The organism is Duganella radicis (genome assembly GCF_009720825.1).
In the GTDB taxonomy this organism is placed as follows: Bacteria; Pseudomonadota; Gammaproteobacteria; order Burkholderiales; family Burkholderiaceae_D; genus Rugamonas; species Rugamonas radicis.
This window is the reverse complement of record NZ_WNKY01000005.1, coordinates 1-14,814: the sequence shown is the minus strand read 5'-3', so window position 1 is coordinate 14,814 and position 14,814 is coordinate 1. Positions and strand designations below refer to the sequence as shown.

Annotated in this window: 17 protein-coding genes; 12 read left to right on the top strand and 5 right to left on the bottom strand. The window is 62.7% G+C overall.

Annotation, left to right across the window (positions count from 1 at the left end; all coding sequences use genetic code 11):
• Nucleotides 1–157: 157 nt before the first annotated feature.
• The 4 genes from GM676_RS07295 to GM676_RS07280 are packed head-to-tail and all read left to right on the top strand — an operon-like array spanning nucleotide 158 to nucleotide 3,307.
• Nucleotides 158–709, top strand: a complete 552-nt coding sequence (locus tag GM676_RS07295) for an RNA polymerase sigma factor (protein ID WP_371866141.1) — start codon at nucleotides 158–160, stop codon at nucleotides 707–709.
• Entirely contained in the window at nucleotides 706–1,371 is a 666-nt protein-coding gene (locus tag GM676_RS07290) for a zf-HC2 domain-containing protein (RefSeq protein ID WP_155462791.1), read from the top strand. Before GM676_RS07295 ends, GM676_RS07290 begins: the two co-directional genes overlap by 4 nt.
• Nucleotides 1,368–2,633 (top strand): S8 family peptidase, encoded by a 1,266-nt coding sequence (locus tag GM676_RS07285; protein WP_155462789.1) that lies wholly within the window; start codon nucleotides 1,368–1,370, stop codon nucleotides 2,631–2,633. Before GM676_RS07290 ends, GM676_RS07285 begins: the two co-directional genes overlap by 4 nt.
• Nucleotides 2,585–3,307: a TorF family putative porin gene (locus GM676_RS07280; RefSeq protein WP_170304243.1), complete on the top strand. Its 723-nt coding sequence runs from the start codon at nucleotides 2,585–2,587 to the stop codon at nucleotides 3,305–3,307. Before GM676_RS07285 ends, GM676_RS07280 begins: the two co-directional genes overlap by 49 nt.
• Before the next feature lies 1 nt (nucleotide 3,308).
• Here GM676_RS07280 and GM676_RS07275 read toward each other — a convergent pair whose 3' ends face one another.
• Both GM676_RS07275 and GM676_RS07270 read right to left on the bottom strand, forming a co-directional pair.
• Complete coding sequence (locus GM676_RS07275; RefSeq protein ID WP_155462785.1) at nucleotides 3,309–3,797, bottom strand: glycine zipper 2TM domain-containing protein; 489 nt, start codon at nucleotides 3,795–3,797, stop codon at nucleotides 3,309–3,311.
• A gap of 99 nt (nucleotides 3,798–3,896) precedes the next feature.
• Nucleotides 3,897–4,805: a LysR family transcriptional regulator gene (locus GM676_RS07270; protein ID WP_155462783.1), complete on the bottom strand. Its 909-nt coding sequence runs from the start codon at nucleotides 4,803–4,805 to the stop codon at nucleotides 3,897–3,899.
• Nucleotides 4,806–4,938: 133 nt separating this feature from the next.
• On the opposite strand from GM676_RS07270, the gene GM676_RS07265 reads away from it, so the two are divergent.
• The 6 genes from GM676_RS07265 to secF all read left to right on the top strand — a co-directional run bounded on the left by GM676_RS07265 (nucleotide 4,939) and on the right by secF (nucleotide 12,204).
• Nucleotides 4,939–5,688, top strand: coding sequence for an SDR family oxidoreductase (locus tag GM676_RS07265; RefSeq protein ID WP_155462781.1), 750 nt, complete (start codon nucleotides 4,939–4,941; stop codon nucleotides 5,686–5,688).
• Nucleotides 5,689–5,700: 12 nt separating this feature from the next.
• On the top strand, nucleotides 5,701–6,990 hold the full coding sequence (locus GM676_RS07260) for an epoxide hydrolase family protein (RefSeq protein WP_155462779.1): 1,290 nt from the start codon (nucleotides 5,701–5,703) through the stop codon (nucleotides 6,988–6,990).
• 15 nt (nucleotides 6,991–7,005) lie between these two features.
• Nucleotides 7,006–8,244 (top strand): epoxide hydrolase family protein, encoded by a 1,239-nt coding sequence (locus GM676_RS07255; RefSeq protein WP_155462777.1) that lies wholly within the window; start codon nucleotides 7,006–7,008, stop codon nucleotides 8,242–8,244.
• Nucleotides 8,245–8,255: 11 nt separating this feature from the next.
• Nucleotides 8,256–9,248: a zinc-binding dehydrogenase gene (locus GM676_RS07250; RefSeq protein ID WP_155462775.1), complete on the top strand. Its 993-nt coding sequence runs from the start codon at nucleotides 8,256–8,258 to the stop codon at nucleotides 9,246–9,248.
• Nucleotides 9,249–9,364: 116 nt separating this feature from the next.
• Nucleotides 9,365–11,233: a protein translocase subunit SecD gene (gene secD, locus GM676_RS07245; RefSeq protein WP_155462773.1), complete on the top strand. Its 1,869-nt coding sequence runs from the start codon at nucleotides 9,365–9,367 to the stop codon at nucleotides 11,231–11,233.
• Nucleotides 11,234–11,235: 2 nt separating this feature from the next.
• Nucleotides 11,236–12,204, top strand: coding sequence for a protein translocase subunit SecF (gene secF, locus GM676_RS07240; RefSeq protein ID WP_155462771.1), 969 nt, complete (start codon nucleotides 11,236–11,238; stop codon nucleotides 12,202–12,204).
• Here the strand turns inward: secF and GM676_RS31780 are convergent.
• The 3 genes from GM676_RS31780 to GM676_RS07225 form a co-directional block, all read right to left on the bottom strand.
• Nucleotides 12,182–12,511 carry a hypothetical protein gene (locus GM676_RS31780; protein WP_211923176.1) on the bottom strand — a complete coding sequence of 110 codons (330 nt, stop codon included), beginning with the start codon at nucleotides 12,509–12,511 and terminating at the stop codon, nucleotides 12,182–12,184. The two genes, secF and GM676_RS31780, sit on opposite strands and share 23 nt — an antisense overlap.
• An 11-nt stretch (nucleotides 12,512–12,522) precedes the next feature.
• Nucleotides 12,523–12,819 (bottom strand): hypothetical protein, encoded by a 297-nt coding sequence (locus GM676_RS07230; RefSeq protein ID WP_155462769.1) that lies wholly within the window; start codon nucleotides 12,817–12,819, stop codon nucleotides 12,523–12,525.
• A gap of 346 nt (nucleotides 12,820–13,165) precedes the next feature.
• A complete protein-coding gene (locus tag GM676_RS07225; RefSeq protein WP_155463009.1) occupies nucleotides 13,166–13,399 on the bottom strand; it encodes a DUF1153 domain-containing protein in 234 nt (77 codons plus the stop codon).
• Between the two features lie 20 nt (nucleotides 13,400–13,419).
• On the opposite strand from GM676_RS07225, the gene GM676_RS07220 reads away from it, so the two are divergent.
• Complete coding sequence (locus tag GM676_RS07220) at nucleotides 13,420–13,914, top strand: tyrosine-type recombinase/integrase (RefSeq protein WP_371866152.1); 495 nt, start codon at nucleotides 13,420–13,422, stop codon at nucleotides 13,912–13,914.
• Nucleotides 13,915–14,081: 167 nt separating this feature from the next.
• Nucleotides 14,082–14,726 carry a DUF2971 domain-containing protein gene (locus GM676_RS07215; protein ID WP_155462767.1) on the top strand — a complete coding sequence of 215 codons (645 nt, stop codon included), beginning with the start codon at nucleotides 14,082–14,084 and terminating at the stop codon, nucleotides 14,724–14,726.
• Nucleotides 14,727–14,814 lie beyond the last annotated feature (88 nt).

The following is a 14,814-nucleotide window of genomic DNA, read 5'->3' as shown; positions in this document are numbered from 1 at the left end:
CATTCTGTTAATGTTGTAGCGGTCAATAGCCACCCACCCAAAAATGGTTCAAAATTGCGGATAAATATTTTTGTGTCGGGTTTTGAACCTTCTTTCCCCTGCCGCGTATTTACGGCACCAGGGGAGAAAATGCATGAGAGCAGGCAGGAGGACAGGCGTGTCCGATGAATTGGATGAGAGTGGCTTGCTGCTGCGCGTGCGTGGCGGGGACCGGCTCGCCTTTCAAATGCTGTACCGCGCTTATTTTTCGCGGCTGGCGCGCTTTTTGGACCGCATGACGCGCAATGTGCCATTGGTGGAGGAGATCATCAACGACACCATGCTGGTGGTGTGGCAGAAGGCGGATACCTTTGACGGCAGCTGCAAGCTGTCGACGTGGATCTTCGCCATCGCCTACCGCCAGGCGCTGAAGGCGCTACGCGGGCTGGATGTGCCGCTGGAGCCGCAGGAGGATCAGCCGGGCGAAGCAGGCGCGGAGCCGGAGCACGCGCTGGCGGCGCGGCAGTTACAGCGCGGCGTCAGCCGGGCGCTGGACCAGCTGCCGATGGAGCAGCGCATGGTGGTCAGCCTGACCTATTATCATGGCATGGCTTACCAGGAAATCGCCGAGACCATGGATTGTCCGGTGAATACGGTCAAAACGCGCATGTTTCATGCGCGGCAAAAGCTGAAGGACATGCTGTCCGATCATATGGAAGAAATGCAATGAGTACCAACACCACCCACCAGGCATTGCAGGATTTGCTGCCGTGGTATGCGTCCGGTGCGTTGAGCGAGGCCGAGGCCGAGCAGGTGCAGCAGCACCTGCAAGCGTGCAGCGCCTGCCGCGCGGAACTGGGCTGGCAGCGCAAACTGCTGGAAACCGAAGGGCCGCTGCCCAGCGGCCTCGATCCCGAACGCGCGCTGGCGCGCCTGATGCCGCAGCTGGACGCCGAGCCCGCTGCGTTCACCCGCGCGTCCGCAGTCGCGGCCTCGCCTGAACGGCAGCCGTCGCCGCTGGCACGTCTGCGCGCCTGGCTGGGCGGCGCCGGTTGGCAAGGCTGGGCGCTGGCGGCCCAGTGCGCCGTGATCGCCGTGCTGGCGGTGCAGCTGCTGCCGCGCGCGCCCGCACCGGCGCCGGAGTACCGTGCGCTGGGCAGCGGCGGCGCCACCATGCCCGATGTGCTGGTGGTCTTCAAGCCCGAGGCCCGCTTGCAGGACGTGCAGCGCCTGATGCAGGACAACCGCGCCCAGATCGTCGGCGGCCCGACCGTCACCGGCGCCTACATGCTGGACGTGGACGCCGGCCATCAGGCGCAACTGCTGTCGGCCCTGCGTGCCCATCCCGCGGTGGAACGCGCCGAATCCCTCACCGCCGCGGGCCAGCCATGAAACGCCTGCTGGCCCTGCTGTTCTGCCTGTGCGCCGGCGCGGCCGCCGCGCAGGACTTGCCGCAGATCGTGCCATCCGCCCCGCTGGCTGAAACACACCAAGCCCCGGACAACGCCGAGATCCTGGTGATGTTCCACCTGCCGGCGCCGCACTACCGCGCCGACAACTATGGCGGCGCCAACTACCGCGACGACGGCGGCCGCGCCGCGCGCCAGCGCATCGCCGCCGCCGTCGCCCACGACTACCAACTGGAACTGATGGAAGACTGGGCCATGCCGGTGCTGAGCGTCGATTGCTACCGCATGCGCCTGCCGGCCGGCAAGGCCGCCGCGCCCGTGCTGGAGGCACTGGCGCGTGACGGCCGGGTCGAATGGGCGCAAGTGATCCAGGACTTCGTGGCGCAAGCCGGCAGCGATCCGCTCTACCGCATGCAGCCGGCCGCCGGCGCATGGCAACTGGACGAGGTCCGCAAAGCCGCCACCGGCCGCAAGGTCACGGTGGCGGTGGTCGATAGCGGCGTTGAAAGCAATCATCCCGACCTGGCGGGGCAGGTGGCGCTGGAAGAAAACTTCGTCGACGGCCAGAAGTACGTGGCGGAACTGCACGGCACCGCGGTGGCCGGCGTGATCGCCGCGCGCGCCGGCAACGGCGTCGGCATCGAGGGCGTGGCGCCGGATGCGCGCCTGATGGCCTTGCGCGCCTGCTGGCAAAACGGCAACGGCACGCGCTGCAACAGCTTCACGCTGGCCAAGGCCATCAACTTCGCGCTGCTGAATGGCGCGCAAGTGATCAACCTCAGCCTGTCCGGCCCATCGGACCGGCTGCTGCAACAACTGGTGGAAGCGGCGCAGGCGCGCGGCATCCGCGTGGTGGGCGCGGTCGATCCGGCGCGCGCCGACGGCGGCTTCCCGGCCAATACGCCGGGCGTGTTCGCGGTGGCGGCGGACGGCGCGGCGCCGCGCAACGGCGTGCGCGCCTTGCTGGCGCCGGGACGTGACATCCCCACCACCTTGCCGGGCGGCCGCTGGGGCGTGGTGGCCGGATCGTCCTACGCGGCCGCGCATGTATCGGGTATGATGGCGCTGATCGAGGAAATCAAGCCGCAATTGCCGGCGGCCCGGCTGCGCGATGGCATCGTGCTGGGCGACGGCGCCGCCGCTTTGACCGGCATCGATCTTTGTGCCACCATCATCCGCACCACAGGAAAATGTTCATGCGCGTGTCAACCCAGTTCCACCAGCCGATTCGCACGCTCGCCCTGAGCGTATTCCCCTGGCTGCTGGCGTTGGATGCGCAGGCGCAGTTGAGCGGCAGTGCCGGCATCGTCTCCAACTACATGTATCGCGGTATCTCGCTCAGCGCCGATAAACCGGTGGCGCGCGCGGCCGTGAATTACGACGGCACCTCGGGCTGGTTCGCGGGCGGGCAGGTGGTGACGGGGCAACTGGCGGTGGAGACGCACCGCAGCGCGCAATGGAGCGGCTACGCGGGATATGCGCAGCGCCTGCCGTCCGGCCTGTCGTGGGAGACGGGCGTGACGGCGTATGCCTTTCCCAAGAATCCCAACTGGAATTTCCGCGAAGCGTTTATCGGCCTGGCCGGTGACACGCTCAGCGCGCGCCTGCATTACTCCCCCGACTACCTTGGCTTGAACGAACGCTCGCTGTATGGCGAATTGAATGGCGGCTGGGTGCTGACCCAGCGCTTGCAGGCGTTCTGGCACGGCGGCTACTACTACTCGCTCGATAACGCCAGGTCCAACCGCAGCGAGGCGCGGCTGGGCTTGGCGACTTCATATCAGGCTTGGCGGGCGCAGCTGTCGCTTGACCTGGTGCGGCTGCGCGGCGGGACGGCCACCGACATCTACGGCAAGACCAGCGGCGGTGGCGGGGAGGTGAGGCACGTCATCGTCCTCACCGTCGCCCGCGCCTTCTGAATTACTGCTGCGGTTGTTGCTGCTGATTGCGCTTGGCGATCTCGTTGCCGACGTAACCGCCGCCGATCGCGCCGGCCACCGTGGCCAGCTTGCGGCCATTGCCGCTGCCCACCTGATTACCGAGCAAGCCGCCCACCACCGCACCGATGCCGATGCCGACCGCGCTGTTCTGTGGAGCAGGCGCCGGGGCTGGTGCGGGGGCCGAGGCTTGAGCTACTTGCTGCTCAGGCTGCGGCGCATTCACATGATGCACCACCGTTTTGTGTTCCACCACGCGGCGTGGTTCAGGCGCAGGGGCTGCGACTGGCGCGGCGACCGGCGCGGTCACTGGCGCGGCGGCCACGGCAGGCGTCTCGGCCGGGGCGTTCTTGGCGCTCGAATTCGGCAGCAAGCCGGCAATCGAAGCGGCGCCAACCAGGCTAACCAAGGCCACCGAAGCGGCGGCAACAGCCATCATGGGATGAATACGGGTGCGGGTGGTGTTTTCCATTTGTTCTCTCCTGAGTATCGCCAACAGCGGCGCTTGCTCCTATAACGAAGCGGGGAGAGAACGCGGTGACGTAAAAAGTGTTTCTAGAGTAAGCAATTGTTACGTGCGGTTATCGACGGCGGCGAACAGCTGCACCGCCCAGTCGACAAACACCCGCACCGTGGCGTTCAGGTGGCGATTCGGCGGATACATGATGTACAGCGGGTGGCGCGGCGGCTGCCAGTCGTCCAGCAGCGTGACCATCTCGCCGCGCGCGATCATGTCCTTGACGAACCAGGCGAAGGTCTGGCCGATGCCCATGCCGGTGGTCAGCGCGCTCAGGTGGGCCGTGCTTTCGTTCACCGCCACCGCCGTGCGCGCGTTGATTTCCAGTTGCTCCTCGCCGCGCGTGAAGCGCAGCGGGAATACCTTGCCGGTCAGCGAGGAGAAGTAGCCGACGATGGCGTGATGCTGTTCGATATCGGCCGGCTGCGAGGGCCGGCCATGCTGCTCGATGTAGGAGGCGTGGCAGCAGGTGACGAAGTCCATCTCGCACAGCTTGCGGGCGATCAGCGTGGTGTCGGCCAGGGCGCCGCCGCGTATCACGCAATCGATGCCCTCGCTGATCAGATCGGTCGGCCGGTCGCTGACGCCGAGGCGCAGTTCGATGTCGGGATAGGCGGCCTGGAATTGCGGCAGCGCCGGCAACAGGATCTGGTTGGCGAGGATGGAGCCGATGTCGATGCGCAAGCGGCCCTTGGGCTGCGCGCGCGTATGGCGCGTGGCGCTGTCCATGTCCTCCAGATCGCCCAGCAGGCGGCGCGCGCGCTCGTAGTACTGCGCGCCTTCCGGCGTGACCGTGATGGTGCGCGTGGTGCGGTGGATCAGCTTGGTGCCGAGGTGCTCTTCCAGATCTTGCAGCAGCTTGCTGGCCGTCGAGCGCGGCAGGTTGAGCTGATCCGCCGCCTTGCCGAAGCTGCCGGCCTCGGCAATCCGGACAAATGTGCGCAGCGCTAAGAGTTGATCCATGCATGCTCCCCCGTCGGAAAGCATTTATTGTACATGTGCATGGATAGTGATTCCACTTTTACCTAATTTACACAGCCGACTGCACAAAATACACTTCATTCCATCAACTAACCCAACACGAAGGAGTGAAATCATGAGCAAGCTTCAAGGCAAAGTAGCAGTGGTTACCGGTGGCACCAGCGGCATTGGCCTGGCCACCGCCCAACGTTTCGCGGCAGAGGGGGCACGCGTCTTCATCACCGGCCGCCGTCAGGCGGAACTGGACAAGGCCGCCGCCAGCATCCCGAACGCCACCGGCATCCTGGCCGACTCGTCCAGCAGCGCCGACCTGAAACGCCTGTTCGAAACCATCAAGGAAAAAGCCGGCCGCATCGACGTGCTGTATGTGAACGCCGGCGGCGGTTCGATGGCCCCGCTGGGCGCGATCACCGAAGAACACTTCGATGACGCCTTCGACCGCAACGTCAAAGGCCTGACCTTCACCGTGCAAAGCGCCTTGCCGCTGCTGGAAAAAGGCGCTTCCGTGATCCTGACCAGCTCGACCGCCGGCGTGGTCGGCACCCCGGCGTTCAGCATCTACAGCGCCAGCAAGGCCGCCGTGCGCAACCTGGCGCGCAGCTGGATTCTGGACGTGAAGGATCGCGGCATCCGCATCAACGTGGTCAGCCCTGGTCCGATCCACACGCCGGGCCTGGTGGAACTGGCCGGCGATGACGCCGCCGCGCAGCAAGGCCTGCTGGATTACCTGGCTTCGCAAGTACCGCTGGGCCGCGTTGGCCAGCCGGAAGAGGTGGCCAAGGCCGTGGTGTTCCTGGCTTCGGATGACGCCAGCTTCGTCAACGGCACCGAGCTGTTCGTCGACGGCGGCCTGGCTCAGGTTTAAGCGGAGTACTCCATGGACCAGTTCACGCATCCAGATCCATCGCGCCGGGCAGCGCTGCGCGGTTTCGCAGCGGTTGCCGCCGCCGGCGGCATCGCCAGCCTGATGCCAGCCCAGGCGTCGGCGGCGGCCAAGGCGGCGCCGGTGGCCTTCGAACGTCCGGCCAGCGTGCCGGGTGTGCAGCCCTTCAAGGTCGCCATTCCCCACGCCGCGCTGGACGACCTCAAGCTGCGCCTGTCGTTGGCGCGCTGGCCGGAGCAGGCGACGGTGCCGGACTGGTCCCAGGGAGTGCCGCTGGCGCGTCTGCAAGCGCTGGTGGAGTACTGGCAGCACGACTACGACTGGCGCAAGGCCGAAGCCCGGCTGAACGCCTTCCCGCAGTTCACCACGCGCATCGATGGGCTCGATATCCACTTCCTGCATGTGCGTTCCAAACACGCGAACGCGCTGCCCATCGTGCTGACGCATGGCTGGCCGGGCTCCATCTTTGAGTTTATCAACACCATCGGCCCGCTGGTCGACCCTACCGCGCACGGCGGCAAGGCGGAAGATGCCTTCCATGTGGTGATTCCATCGCTGCCGGGCTACGGTTTTTCCGGCAAGCCGACCGCCGCCGGCTGGGGCCTGCCGCACATCGCCCGTGCCTGGGCCACGCTGATGCGTCGCCTCGGCTACCGCAAGTGGGTGGCGCAAGGCGGCGACTGGGGCGCCGGCGTGACCACCTGGCTGGCCAAGCAGCATGCGGATGGCCTGGCGGCGGTGCATCTGAACCTGCCTATCCTGTTCCCGCCGCCGATCGAAGGCGAACCGGACAAGGAAGAGCAAGCCACCATCGCGCAGCTGATCGCCTTCGACGGCAGCAAGTCCGGCTACGCCAAATTGCAGGGCACGCGTCCGCAAACCATCGGCTACGCGCTGGCCGATTCGCCGGTGGCGCAGGCGGCATGGATCTACGAAAAGCTGGCCGAGTGGACCGACAGCGGCAACGATCCGGAAGCGGTGCTGGGCCGCGATCAGATCCTCGACAACATCACGCTGTACTGGCTGACTGGCAGCGGCGCGTCCTCGGCACGCCTGTATGCGGAAAGCTTCGCCAGCGATTTCTCGACCCAGAAGCTGGACGTGCCGGTGGCGGTCAGCCTGTTTCCCGGCGAGCTGTATCACCCGCCGCGCAAGTGGGGCGAGCGCGCGTACTCCAGGCTGTACTACTGGAACGAAGCGGCGCGCGGCGGCCACTTCGCCGCCTTCGAGCAGCCTGCGCTGTTCACGGCCGAGTTGCGCCGCGCTTTTGCCACTATTCGTTAAGCCGAGGAGAACATCATGCAAACATCCCCAACCCAGCCGGCGCGCCGCGCGCTGTTGACCGGCAAACCAGCTTCGGTGCGCCGCGCTGTGCCACAAGGCCTGGTGCTGCCGCCGGCCACGTCCGCCATCACGCCGTTCCGCGTCGAGACGCCGCAGGCTTTGCTGGATGATCTGAAACTGCGCCTGTCGATGACGCGCTGGCCGGAACAGGAAACCGGCAGCGGCTGGTCGCAAGGCGTACCGCTCAAGCGCATGAAGGACGTGGCGCAGCACTGGCAGCAGCGCTACGACTGGCGCCGTGCCGAGGCCCAACTGAACGCCTTCCCGCAATTCCGCACCGAGATCGATGCGGTCGGCATCCACTTCCTGCATGTGCGCTCGAAGCACGAGAACGCGCTGCCGCTGATCCTGACCCATGGCTGGCCGGGCTCGGTGTTCGAATTCCTGAAAGTGATCGGCCCGCTGGTCGATCCGACCGCGCACGGTGGTAAGGCCGAGGATGCCTTCCATGTGGTGGTGCCGTCGCTGCCGGGCTTCGGCTTCTCCGACAAGCCGGTGGAGAAGGGCTGGAACGTGGTGCGCATCGCCAAGGCCTGGGGCACGCTGATGGCGCGTCTGGGCTACAGCAAATGGGTGGCGCAGGGCGGCGACTGGGGCGCGGGCGTAACCACGGCGCTGGGCCACATCAAGCCTGCTGGCTTGGCCGGTATTCACCTGAACTGGCAGTTCGTGTTTCCGGAAAAAATGCCGGCCACCTTGTCGGCCGACGAGCAGCGTGCGGTCGATGGCGTGGGCCGTTTCCTTAGCAGCGAATATGGTTACTTCAACGAACAGGCCACGCGTCCGCAAACCGTGGGCGAAGTGCTGAGCTCAACGCCGGTGGGACAGGCCGCATGGATCTACGAGAAGTTTCAGGCATGGAGCGACAACGGTGGCGATGTCGAAAACGTGCTGACCCGCGATGAGATGCTGGACGATATTTCGCTGTACTGGCTGACCAACACCGCCGCCTCGTCCGCGCGCATTTACTGGGAAAACTCGCCATCCAGTTTTTCCGGCGGAAGGCTGGATCTTCCGGTGGCGGTGAGCGTCTTCCCGAAAGAGATTTATCGTGCACCGCGTTCGTGGGCGGAGGCGACTTACCCGCAAATGATTTACTGGAACGAAGTCGAGCGCGGCGGCCACTTCGCCGCCTTCGAACAACCCGCCTTGTTCGTCGCCGAATTGCGCGCCGGCTTTGCCAAACTGCGTTAAGGAGAAAGCATATGCGCAGCATCATCTACCATCAATACGGCGAACCGGCGGAGGTGCTGCGTTTGACCGAAGTGCCTGAACTGCCAGCGCCTGGCGAAGGCGAAGTGCTGATCCGCGTGCTAGGCCGGCCAGTGCATCCGGGCGACCTGCTCGGCATTCGCGGCCGCTACCGCGCGCCAGGCAACACCGCGCCGGTTGGGCCGGATGGCGCACGTCCAGGCTTTGAAGGCGTTGGCGTAATTGAGGCGATCGGCGCTGGCGTGGATATGGCCCCCGGCACGCGCGTCGCCTTCTTCCCGGCCCGCTGGGCCTGGAGCGACAAAGTGCTGGTGCCAGCACGCTTCGTCACGCCGATCCCCGACGGCCTGCCCGACTCTTCGGCGGCGCAACTGCACGTAGCCCCACTCACTGCCGTGCTGTTGCTGAGAGCAGTGCAAGAGGCAGGCGCCAAGCCAGGCGACGTGATCGCACTCACCGCAGCAGGTGGCCTTGTCGCACGCCTGACCTCCCAACTGTTGATGGTGGAAGGGTACGTGCCGGTTGGCGTGGTTCGTTCGGAGCAAGCCATCAAACAAACGTCATCGATGAAATTTGTCAGCACCGACCAGCGGGACTGGGAAAAACGCATCTTCCCGCTCACACAGGGCAAGCCCATCAAAGTCATACTGGACGCGGTAGGCGGCAAAGTCGCCAGCACGCTCGCCTCATTGCTGGCAGATGGCGGCACGCTGATCTCATACGGTGATTTGTCAGGCGTGCCGCTGGAACTGCCGGCGCTGTCGTTCTCCACGCGCGGCATCAGCATTCGCGGCATCTCCGTCGGCCGCTGGCCGGCGCTGCCCGATGTCGTACGCGTAGCGGACGTCGCCACAGCGATATCGCTGGCCCAAGCCGCGCCCGACATGTTCCGCGTCGCCGCCGACTACAAGCTCGACCAGTTTGCAGCAGCAGTAACGCACGCCGAACGCGCAGGCAAAGACGGCGCGGTGCTGCTAACGCATTAGCCGCAGCGTGCTTACTGGCGGCCACAAAAATATATTTCTGTAAAGGTCTTGCTTATTGATTGGGCAACCCACAACTCGGGCTCGTCCGATAAACAACCTTTAATTTAGAGGGATACATGAATCGTTATCCTGTCTGGAAGTATGTTCTGATTGTGGTCGCAATCCTGTTGGGGGCGCTTTACACGGCGCCCAATTATTTTGGTGAATCGCCTGCGGTGCAGATCACCAGCGGCAAAGCCACTGTCAAGCTGGCGCCGGCGGTGAGCGCCAGGGTCGCCGATGTGCTGACCCAGGCCGGCATCGCCAACGACGGCGTGAGCTTTGACGGCGGCGCCACCTACGCCTCGGTATATGCCCGCTTTGCCACGCCGGACCTCCAGTTCCGCGCCAAGTCGGTACTGGAGCGGGGCCTGAACGCCGATCCCGCCAACCCGGATTATCTGGTATCGCTGAACCTGCAAGCGGATACACCGAAATGGATGCAACACCTGCGCGCGCTGCCGATGTATCTCGGCCTCGACTTGCGTGGCGGTGTGCACTTCCTGATGCAGGTCGACACCAAGGCCGTGCTGAACAAGCGCATACAGGGCATACAAGCGGCGGCCCGCACCCTGCTGCGCGACAAGGAGGTGCGTCATGCCGGCATTGAACGTGTGGGCAACGCCATCGAAATCAAATTCCGCGACGACGCGACCCGCCAGCGGGCCAGGGATGTGCTGTCCGGCCAGATGCGCGAGCTGAGCTTTGTCGACGCGGGCGAAGGCAGTGAGCTCAAGCTGAACGTAAGCCTCAAGCCCGACGCGCTGACACAAACCATCAGCGACGGCATCAAGCAAAACATCACGACGCTGTCCAGGCGCGTCAACGCGCTGGGCGTGGCGGAACCGGTGATCCAGCAACAGGGCCCGGACCGCATCGTGGTGCAACTACCGGGCGTGCAAGACGTGGCCCGCGCGCGCGCCGTGATCGGCCGTACCGCGACGCTGGAAGTGCGTCTGGTTGATGACGCCGTCACGCCCGGCACCGAGCTGTCATCCGCCATTCCATTCAACTCCGAATTGCTGACGGTAGGGCGCGGCGCGCCGGTCGTGGTGTCCAAGGAGGTGGCGCTGACCGGCGACTACATCACCAGCGCCGTTGCCAGCGTCGATGGCAACAACCAGCCGGCCGTCAGCGTGGAACTCAATAGCGACGGTGGACGGCGCATGCGCGAGGTCACCACCGGCCACGTTGGCAAGCGCATGGCGATTGTGCTGTACGAGAAAACCGGCAAGCCCGAAGTGCTGTCGGTGCCGGTGATATCGGAAGAGCTGGGCAGCCGCTTCAACATCACCGGCATGGGCAATGCCGAGAGCGCCGCCGAGCTGGCGCTGCTGCTGCGTTCCGGTGCGCTGTCTGCGCCGATGGACGTGATTGAGGAATGCACCATCGGTCCGGCGCTGGGCGCCGAGAACATCAGCAAGGGTCTGCACTCGACCATGTACGGCTTTGCCGCCATCGCCGTGTTCATGATTGCCTACTACATGATCTTCGGCTTCTTCAGCGTGTTTGCGCTGGCCGTCAACCTGCTGCTGCTGGTGGCGATCTTGTCACTGATGCAGGCGACCCTGACCCTGCCGGGCATGGCCGCGATTGCGCTGGCGCTGGGGATGGCGATTGACTCGAACGTGCTGATCAACGAACGTATCCGCGAAGAGCTGCGCGGCGGCGCCACACCGCCGGCCGCGATTGCCGCCGGTTTCGACCGCGCATGGGCGACGATTATCGACTCCAACGTCACCACGCTGATCGTCGGTGTGGCGTTGTGGGTGTTCGGTTCCGGTCCGATCCGCGGCTTTGCGGTGGTGCATACGCTGGGCATTCTGACCTCGATGTTCTCTGCCGTATTTGTGTCGCGCGGCGTGGTCAACCTCTGGTATGGCCGCAAGAAAAAACTGCAATCGGTTGCGATCGGCACGGTCTGGACGCCAGGCAAGGGGAACTGATCATGGAATTTTTCCGCATTAAAAAAGACATCCCGTTCATGCGGCATGCGTTGGTGTTCAACCTCATCTCGGCGCTGACCTTTGTTGCGGCCGTGTTCTTCCTGCTGCATCGCGGCCTGCATTATTCGGTGGAGTTCACCGGCGGCACCGTGATGGAACTGCGCTACCAGCAGCCGGCGAATCTGGAACGGATACGTCACACGCTGGAAGGCATCGGCTACGAGCCGCCCGAGGCGACCAGCTTCGGCACCGCGCATGATGTGATGCTGCGTCTGCCGGTGGTGAAGGGCATCACACCCAAGGATGCGTCGGCGCAGGTGTTCGAGGCCTTGTGCAAAGCCGAGAGCGGTCATCTGGCACAGACTTGCGACGATGCCGTCGGTGCCGCGCTGGTGTCCTTGCAGAAGGTGGAATTCGTCGGTCCGCAGGTGGGTGACGAACTGGCGCAGAACGGCCTGAACGCGCTGGTGATGGTGGTGATCGGCGTGATGATCTACTTGGCCGTGCGTTTTGAATGGAAGTTCGCGGTGGCGGCGATTGTCGCCAACCTGCACGACGTGGTGATCATCCTGGGTTTCTTTGCCTTCTTCCAGTGGGAGTTCTCGCTGACCGTGCTGGCGGGCGTGCTGGCAGTGTTGGGATATTCAGTGAATGAATCGGTGGTGATCTTCGACCGTATCCGCGAAAACTTCCGCAAGCAGCGCAAAGCCTCGGTGAACGAGGTGATCGACAACGCCATCACCTCGACCATCTCGCGTACCATCATCACCCACGGCTGTACGCAGATGATGGTGCTGTCGATGCTGTTCCTCGGCGGCCCGACGCTGCACTACTTCGCCATGGCGCTGACCATCGGTATTTGCTTCGGCATCTACTCGTCGGTATTCGTGGCCGCTGCCGTCGCCATGTGGCTGGGCGTGAAGCGCGAGGACTTGATCAAGCCAGTCGCTAATGCAGCAGCTTCAGCATAAAGCCGGTCAGCAAGGATGATTGCAGAATGGCGATGCCGACCACCCAACGCACGACCCCGGCCCGGCATTCTGCAATCTTTGCTTCCAGCCGGAGTTCGGCTTGCTCGATTTTTGTATTCAATTTACTTTCGACCAGATCGATCTTCGCGTTGTTCTTGGCGTCGACTTCTTCCAGTTTGCTCGAGATGCGATTTAGCTCGTTCATGAGCTCGCCGGTGGTTTCCGCCTGAATGTCTGCCAGGGCCGGCGACATGCCAGCCTCCATCAAGCGCTTGGCATACTTGTGGCTGTCGAGGGGAGTGGACATGATCAACCTCCTCAAGGCATCAACTTCAACACCAGACCGGTGAAAAAGGACGATTGCAGAAGGGCGATGCCCACCACCCAACGTACAAGTTCAACCCGGCTCTCTGCAATCTTTGCTTCCAGCTCGACTCTGGATTGATCGATTCTCGCATTGGTGCGGATGTCCACTTCTTCCAGCTTGGTGGAAATCCGACTCAGTTCGTTCATCAGCTCGGCGGTGGTTTCAGCCTGCACATCGGCCAATGCCGGCGATAAGCCAGCCTCCATCAGGCGCTTGGCATACTTGTGACTGTCGAAGGGAGTGGACATGATCGCACCTTTTGTCAGAGTGAGCGTTCATGATGGCGTGTGCGAGAGAGGCCATTGTGCGACAAATCAAAAGAACGCGGCGCACTATGGCGACCTGTGATCAAAAGGGGGACAGTACAAAGAACAGAAGGCGGTTTTGATGCAGGCAGCTTGCGGAGCCCGACGCCTTATCTGTAGAAACCTTGTGCGCGCATTTCATCGTGCCCTGGCTGCAACAGCAGCCCACTTGCAAGAGGCCGGATACATTTAGGCAAACTGTCCGCGTCCATCAAAACGAGACTTGCAAATCAGGGGCGGACCATACATTTTTTCTCGCACGCAGCTCAAGCATGGCCTCGCCGTATGCCTACTGGAGTTCCTTGATCTGGCGCTCATACTGCTCGCGTACGTCCAATGGCTTGGCCCGCAATGCGTTCTCCATGCCGCGCTTCGCTTCATCGACCCATTCCTCGATTTCCGAAGGTGGCATATCGAAGGCACGACTCGCCTCGGCGACCGTGGTTTTACCTTGAATGATTTCAGTGACCAGCGCTGCCTTGCGCTTCGCGGTCCATCGCTTGACTTCTTCTTCCATGACCATGCTCACGTGATTTCCTTTCCATATTATCACCTGAGCAGGAATTCACTGGGTCATTACACCTGCGCGTTAAAGAAATCGCGGCGCTTACTGTTGGCGACGTCTACTCCGCAACGGGCGAAGTGAAGTCGTTCGTGGCGCTCACAGCGGAGCAGACCAAAGATCGGCAAGGCCGCACCATCGTTTTAAACACCAAGCTGAAAGATTCATTGCAGTCCTACCTGCGCACTTCAAAACTCAAACTGCACGAAACAAGCAAGCCGCTGCTGCGATCCCAGAAAGGATCAGCGTTTTCAGCCAACTCGCTTTGCCAGCTATTTGCGCGACTGTATTCAGCTGCTGGCATTGAAGGCGCTACCAGCCATAGTGGACGTAGGACATTCATCACGAACCTTGCCCACAAAGGCGTAAGTGCTAAGGTCTTGATGACGCTGGCCGGGCACAAGCACATGTCAACAACCCAGCGCTACATCGACGTAAACGATGCCATGTTGGCGCAGGCAGTCGAACTAGCTTGATTAGGAGAAGCGTCACTTAAAGCGACGCTTCTATGCGCTGGCAAATTGCCAGGTGAGAATCTGTGCATTTTTCACTTGAGCAAGATGCTATGCTCTACAGCTAAACCATAAGCCCACTGGGCAGGACCCACAGGTCCTGCCGCCATATCAACTTCGAGGAAAGCAGCATGAAAGAATCCAAAAGCGGCAGCTTGTATCGCATCGTTAGATTTCATCATGCCGTAGAGATTCTGAATGGCTCACTGCACTTCTCCCACCCTTCGAAATGGGATGATCCATATGAGACACGAGTCAAGCACTCGCGGGGGTACGCGATGTTTGCTCAGTGCTGGGGCAAGAAAAGTATGTCCGACGCGATGTGGAGAATCTACTCTCCGGACCATCTTGGTGTGCGGATCAAGACCACCCGCGACAAGCTCAAGAGCGTGCTGACGAACTTCGTGAGAGAAAACAAGGGACACAAGCGCCGGCTAGCAGATGTGAAATACGAAAAAACGCCTGCGGTAAGGAAGAAGACGCGCGAAATAGTTGAAGGACTTAACGCAGGGTGGCAGCCAACCTTAGCCGCAGACCTTCTGTTCCACAAGCGGGAGGCATTCGACCATGAGCAAGAGGTGAGAGCCTTACTCTATTGTCCCGATATCGACAAGTCTCAGAAAGACGTCGGGCTCAAGGTTCCCGTAGATGGTCACCATCTTATTGACTCCATATATTTGGACCCAAGGGCACCTGAACCACTCGCCGAAGCACTGTCAAATTACTTTAAAGGCGTCCTGAATCGCCCCGGGTTTGAAGGAGGCTCCAACATTTGAGAAAATGGAGCCACCATGAAAAAATCAGTCCGATATTCCCCCGAAGTGATGGAGCGCGCCGTGCGCATGGTCCAGGAGGCCGGCAGCG

Coding starts and splice junctions, on each gene's coding strand:
- GM676_RS07290 (WP_155462791.1), top strand. CDS start 706: ATGAGTACCAACACCACCCACCAGGCATTGCAGGATTTGCTGCCGTGG.
- GM676_RS07250 (WP_155462775.1), top strand. CDS start 8,256: ATGCGCAGCATCATCTACCATCAATACGGCGAACCGGCGGAGGTGCTG.
- GM676_RS07215 (WP_155462767.1), top strand. CDS start 14,082: ATGAAAGAATCCAAAAGCGGCAGCTTGTATCGCATCGTTAGATTTCAT.
- GM676_RS07225 (WP_155463009.1), bottom strand. CDS start 13,399: ATGGTCATGGAAGAAGAAGTCAAGCGATGGACCGCGAAGCGCAAGGCA.
- GM676_RS31780 (WP_211923176.1), bottom strand. CDS start 12,511: ATGTCCACTCCCCTCGACAGCCACAAGTATGCCAAGCGCTTGATGGAG.
- GM676_RS07280 (WP_170304243.1), top strand. CDS start 2,585: ATGCGCGTGTCAACCCAGTTCCACCAGCCGATTCGCACGCTCGCCCTG.
- GM676_RS07265 (WP_155462781.1), top strand. CDS start 4,939: ATGAGCAAGCTTCAAGGCAAAGTAGCAGTGGTTACCGGTGGCACCAGC.
- GM676_RS07270 (WP_155462783.1), bottom strand. CDS start 4,805: ATGGATCAACTCTTAGCGCTGCGCACATTTGTCCGGATTGCCGAGGCC.
- GM676_RS07230 (WP_155462769.1), bottom strand. CDS start 12,819: ATGTCCACTCCCTTCGACAGTCACAAGTATGCCAAGCGCCTGATGGAG.
- secD (WP_155462773.1), top strand. CDS start 9,365: ATGAATCGTTATCCTGTCTGGAAGTATGTTCTGATTGTGGTCGCAATC.
- GM676_RS07260 (WP_155462779.1), top strand. CDS start 5,701: ATGGACCAGTTCACGCATCCAGATCCATCGCGCCGGGCAGCGCTGCGC.
- GM676_RS07285 (WP_155462789.1), top strand. CDS start 1,368: ATGAAACGCCTGCTGGCCCTGCTGTTCTGCCTGTGCGCCGGCGCGGCC.
- GM676_RS07275 (WP_155462785.1), bottom strand. CDS start 3,797: ATGGAAAACACCACCCGCACCCGTATTCATCCCATGATGGCTGTTGCC.
- secF (WP_155462771.1), top strand. CDS start 11,236: ATGGAATTTTTCCGCATTAAAAAAGACATCCCGTTCATGCGGCATGCG.
- GM676_RS07255 (WP_155462777.1), top strand. CDS start 7,006: ATGCAAACATCCCCAACCCAGCCGGCGCGCCGCGCGCTGTTGACCGGC.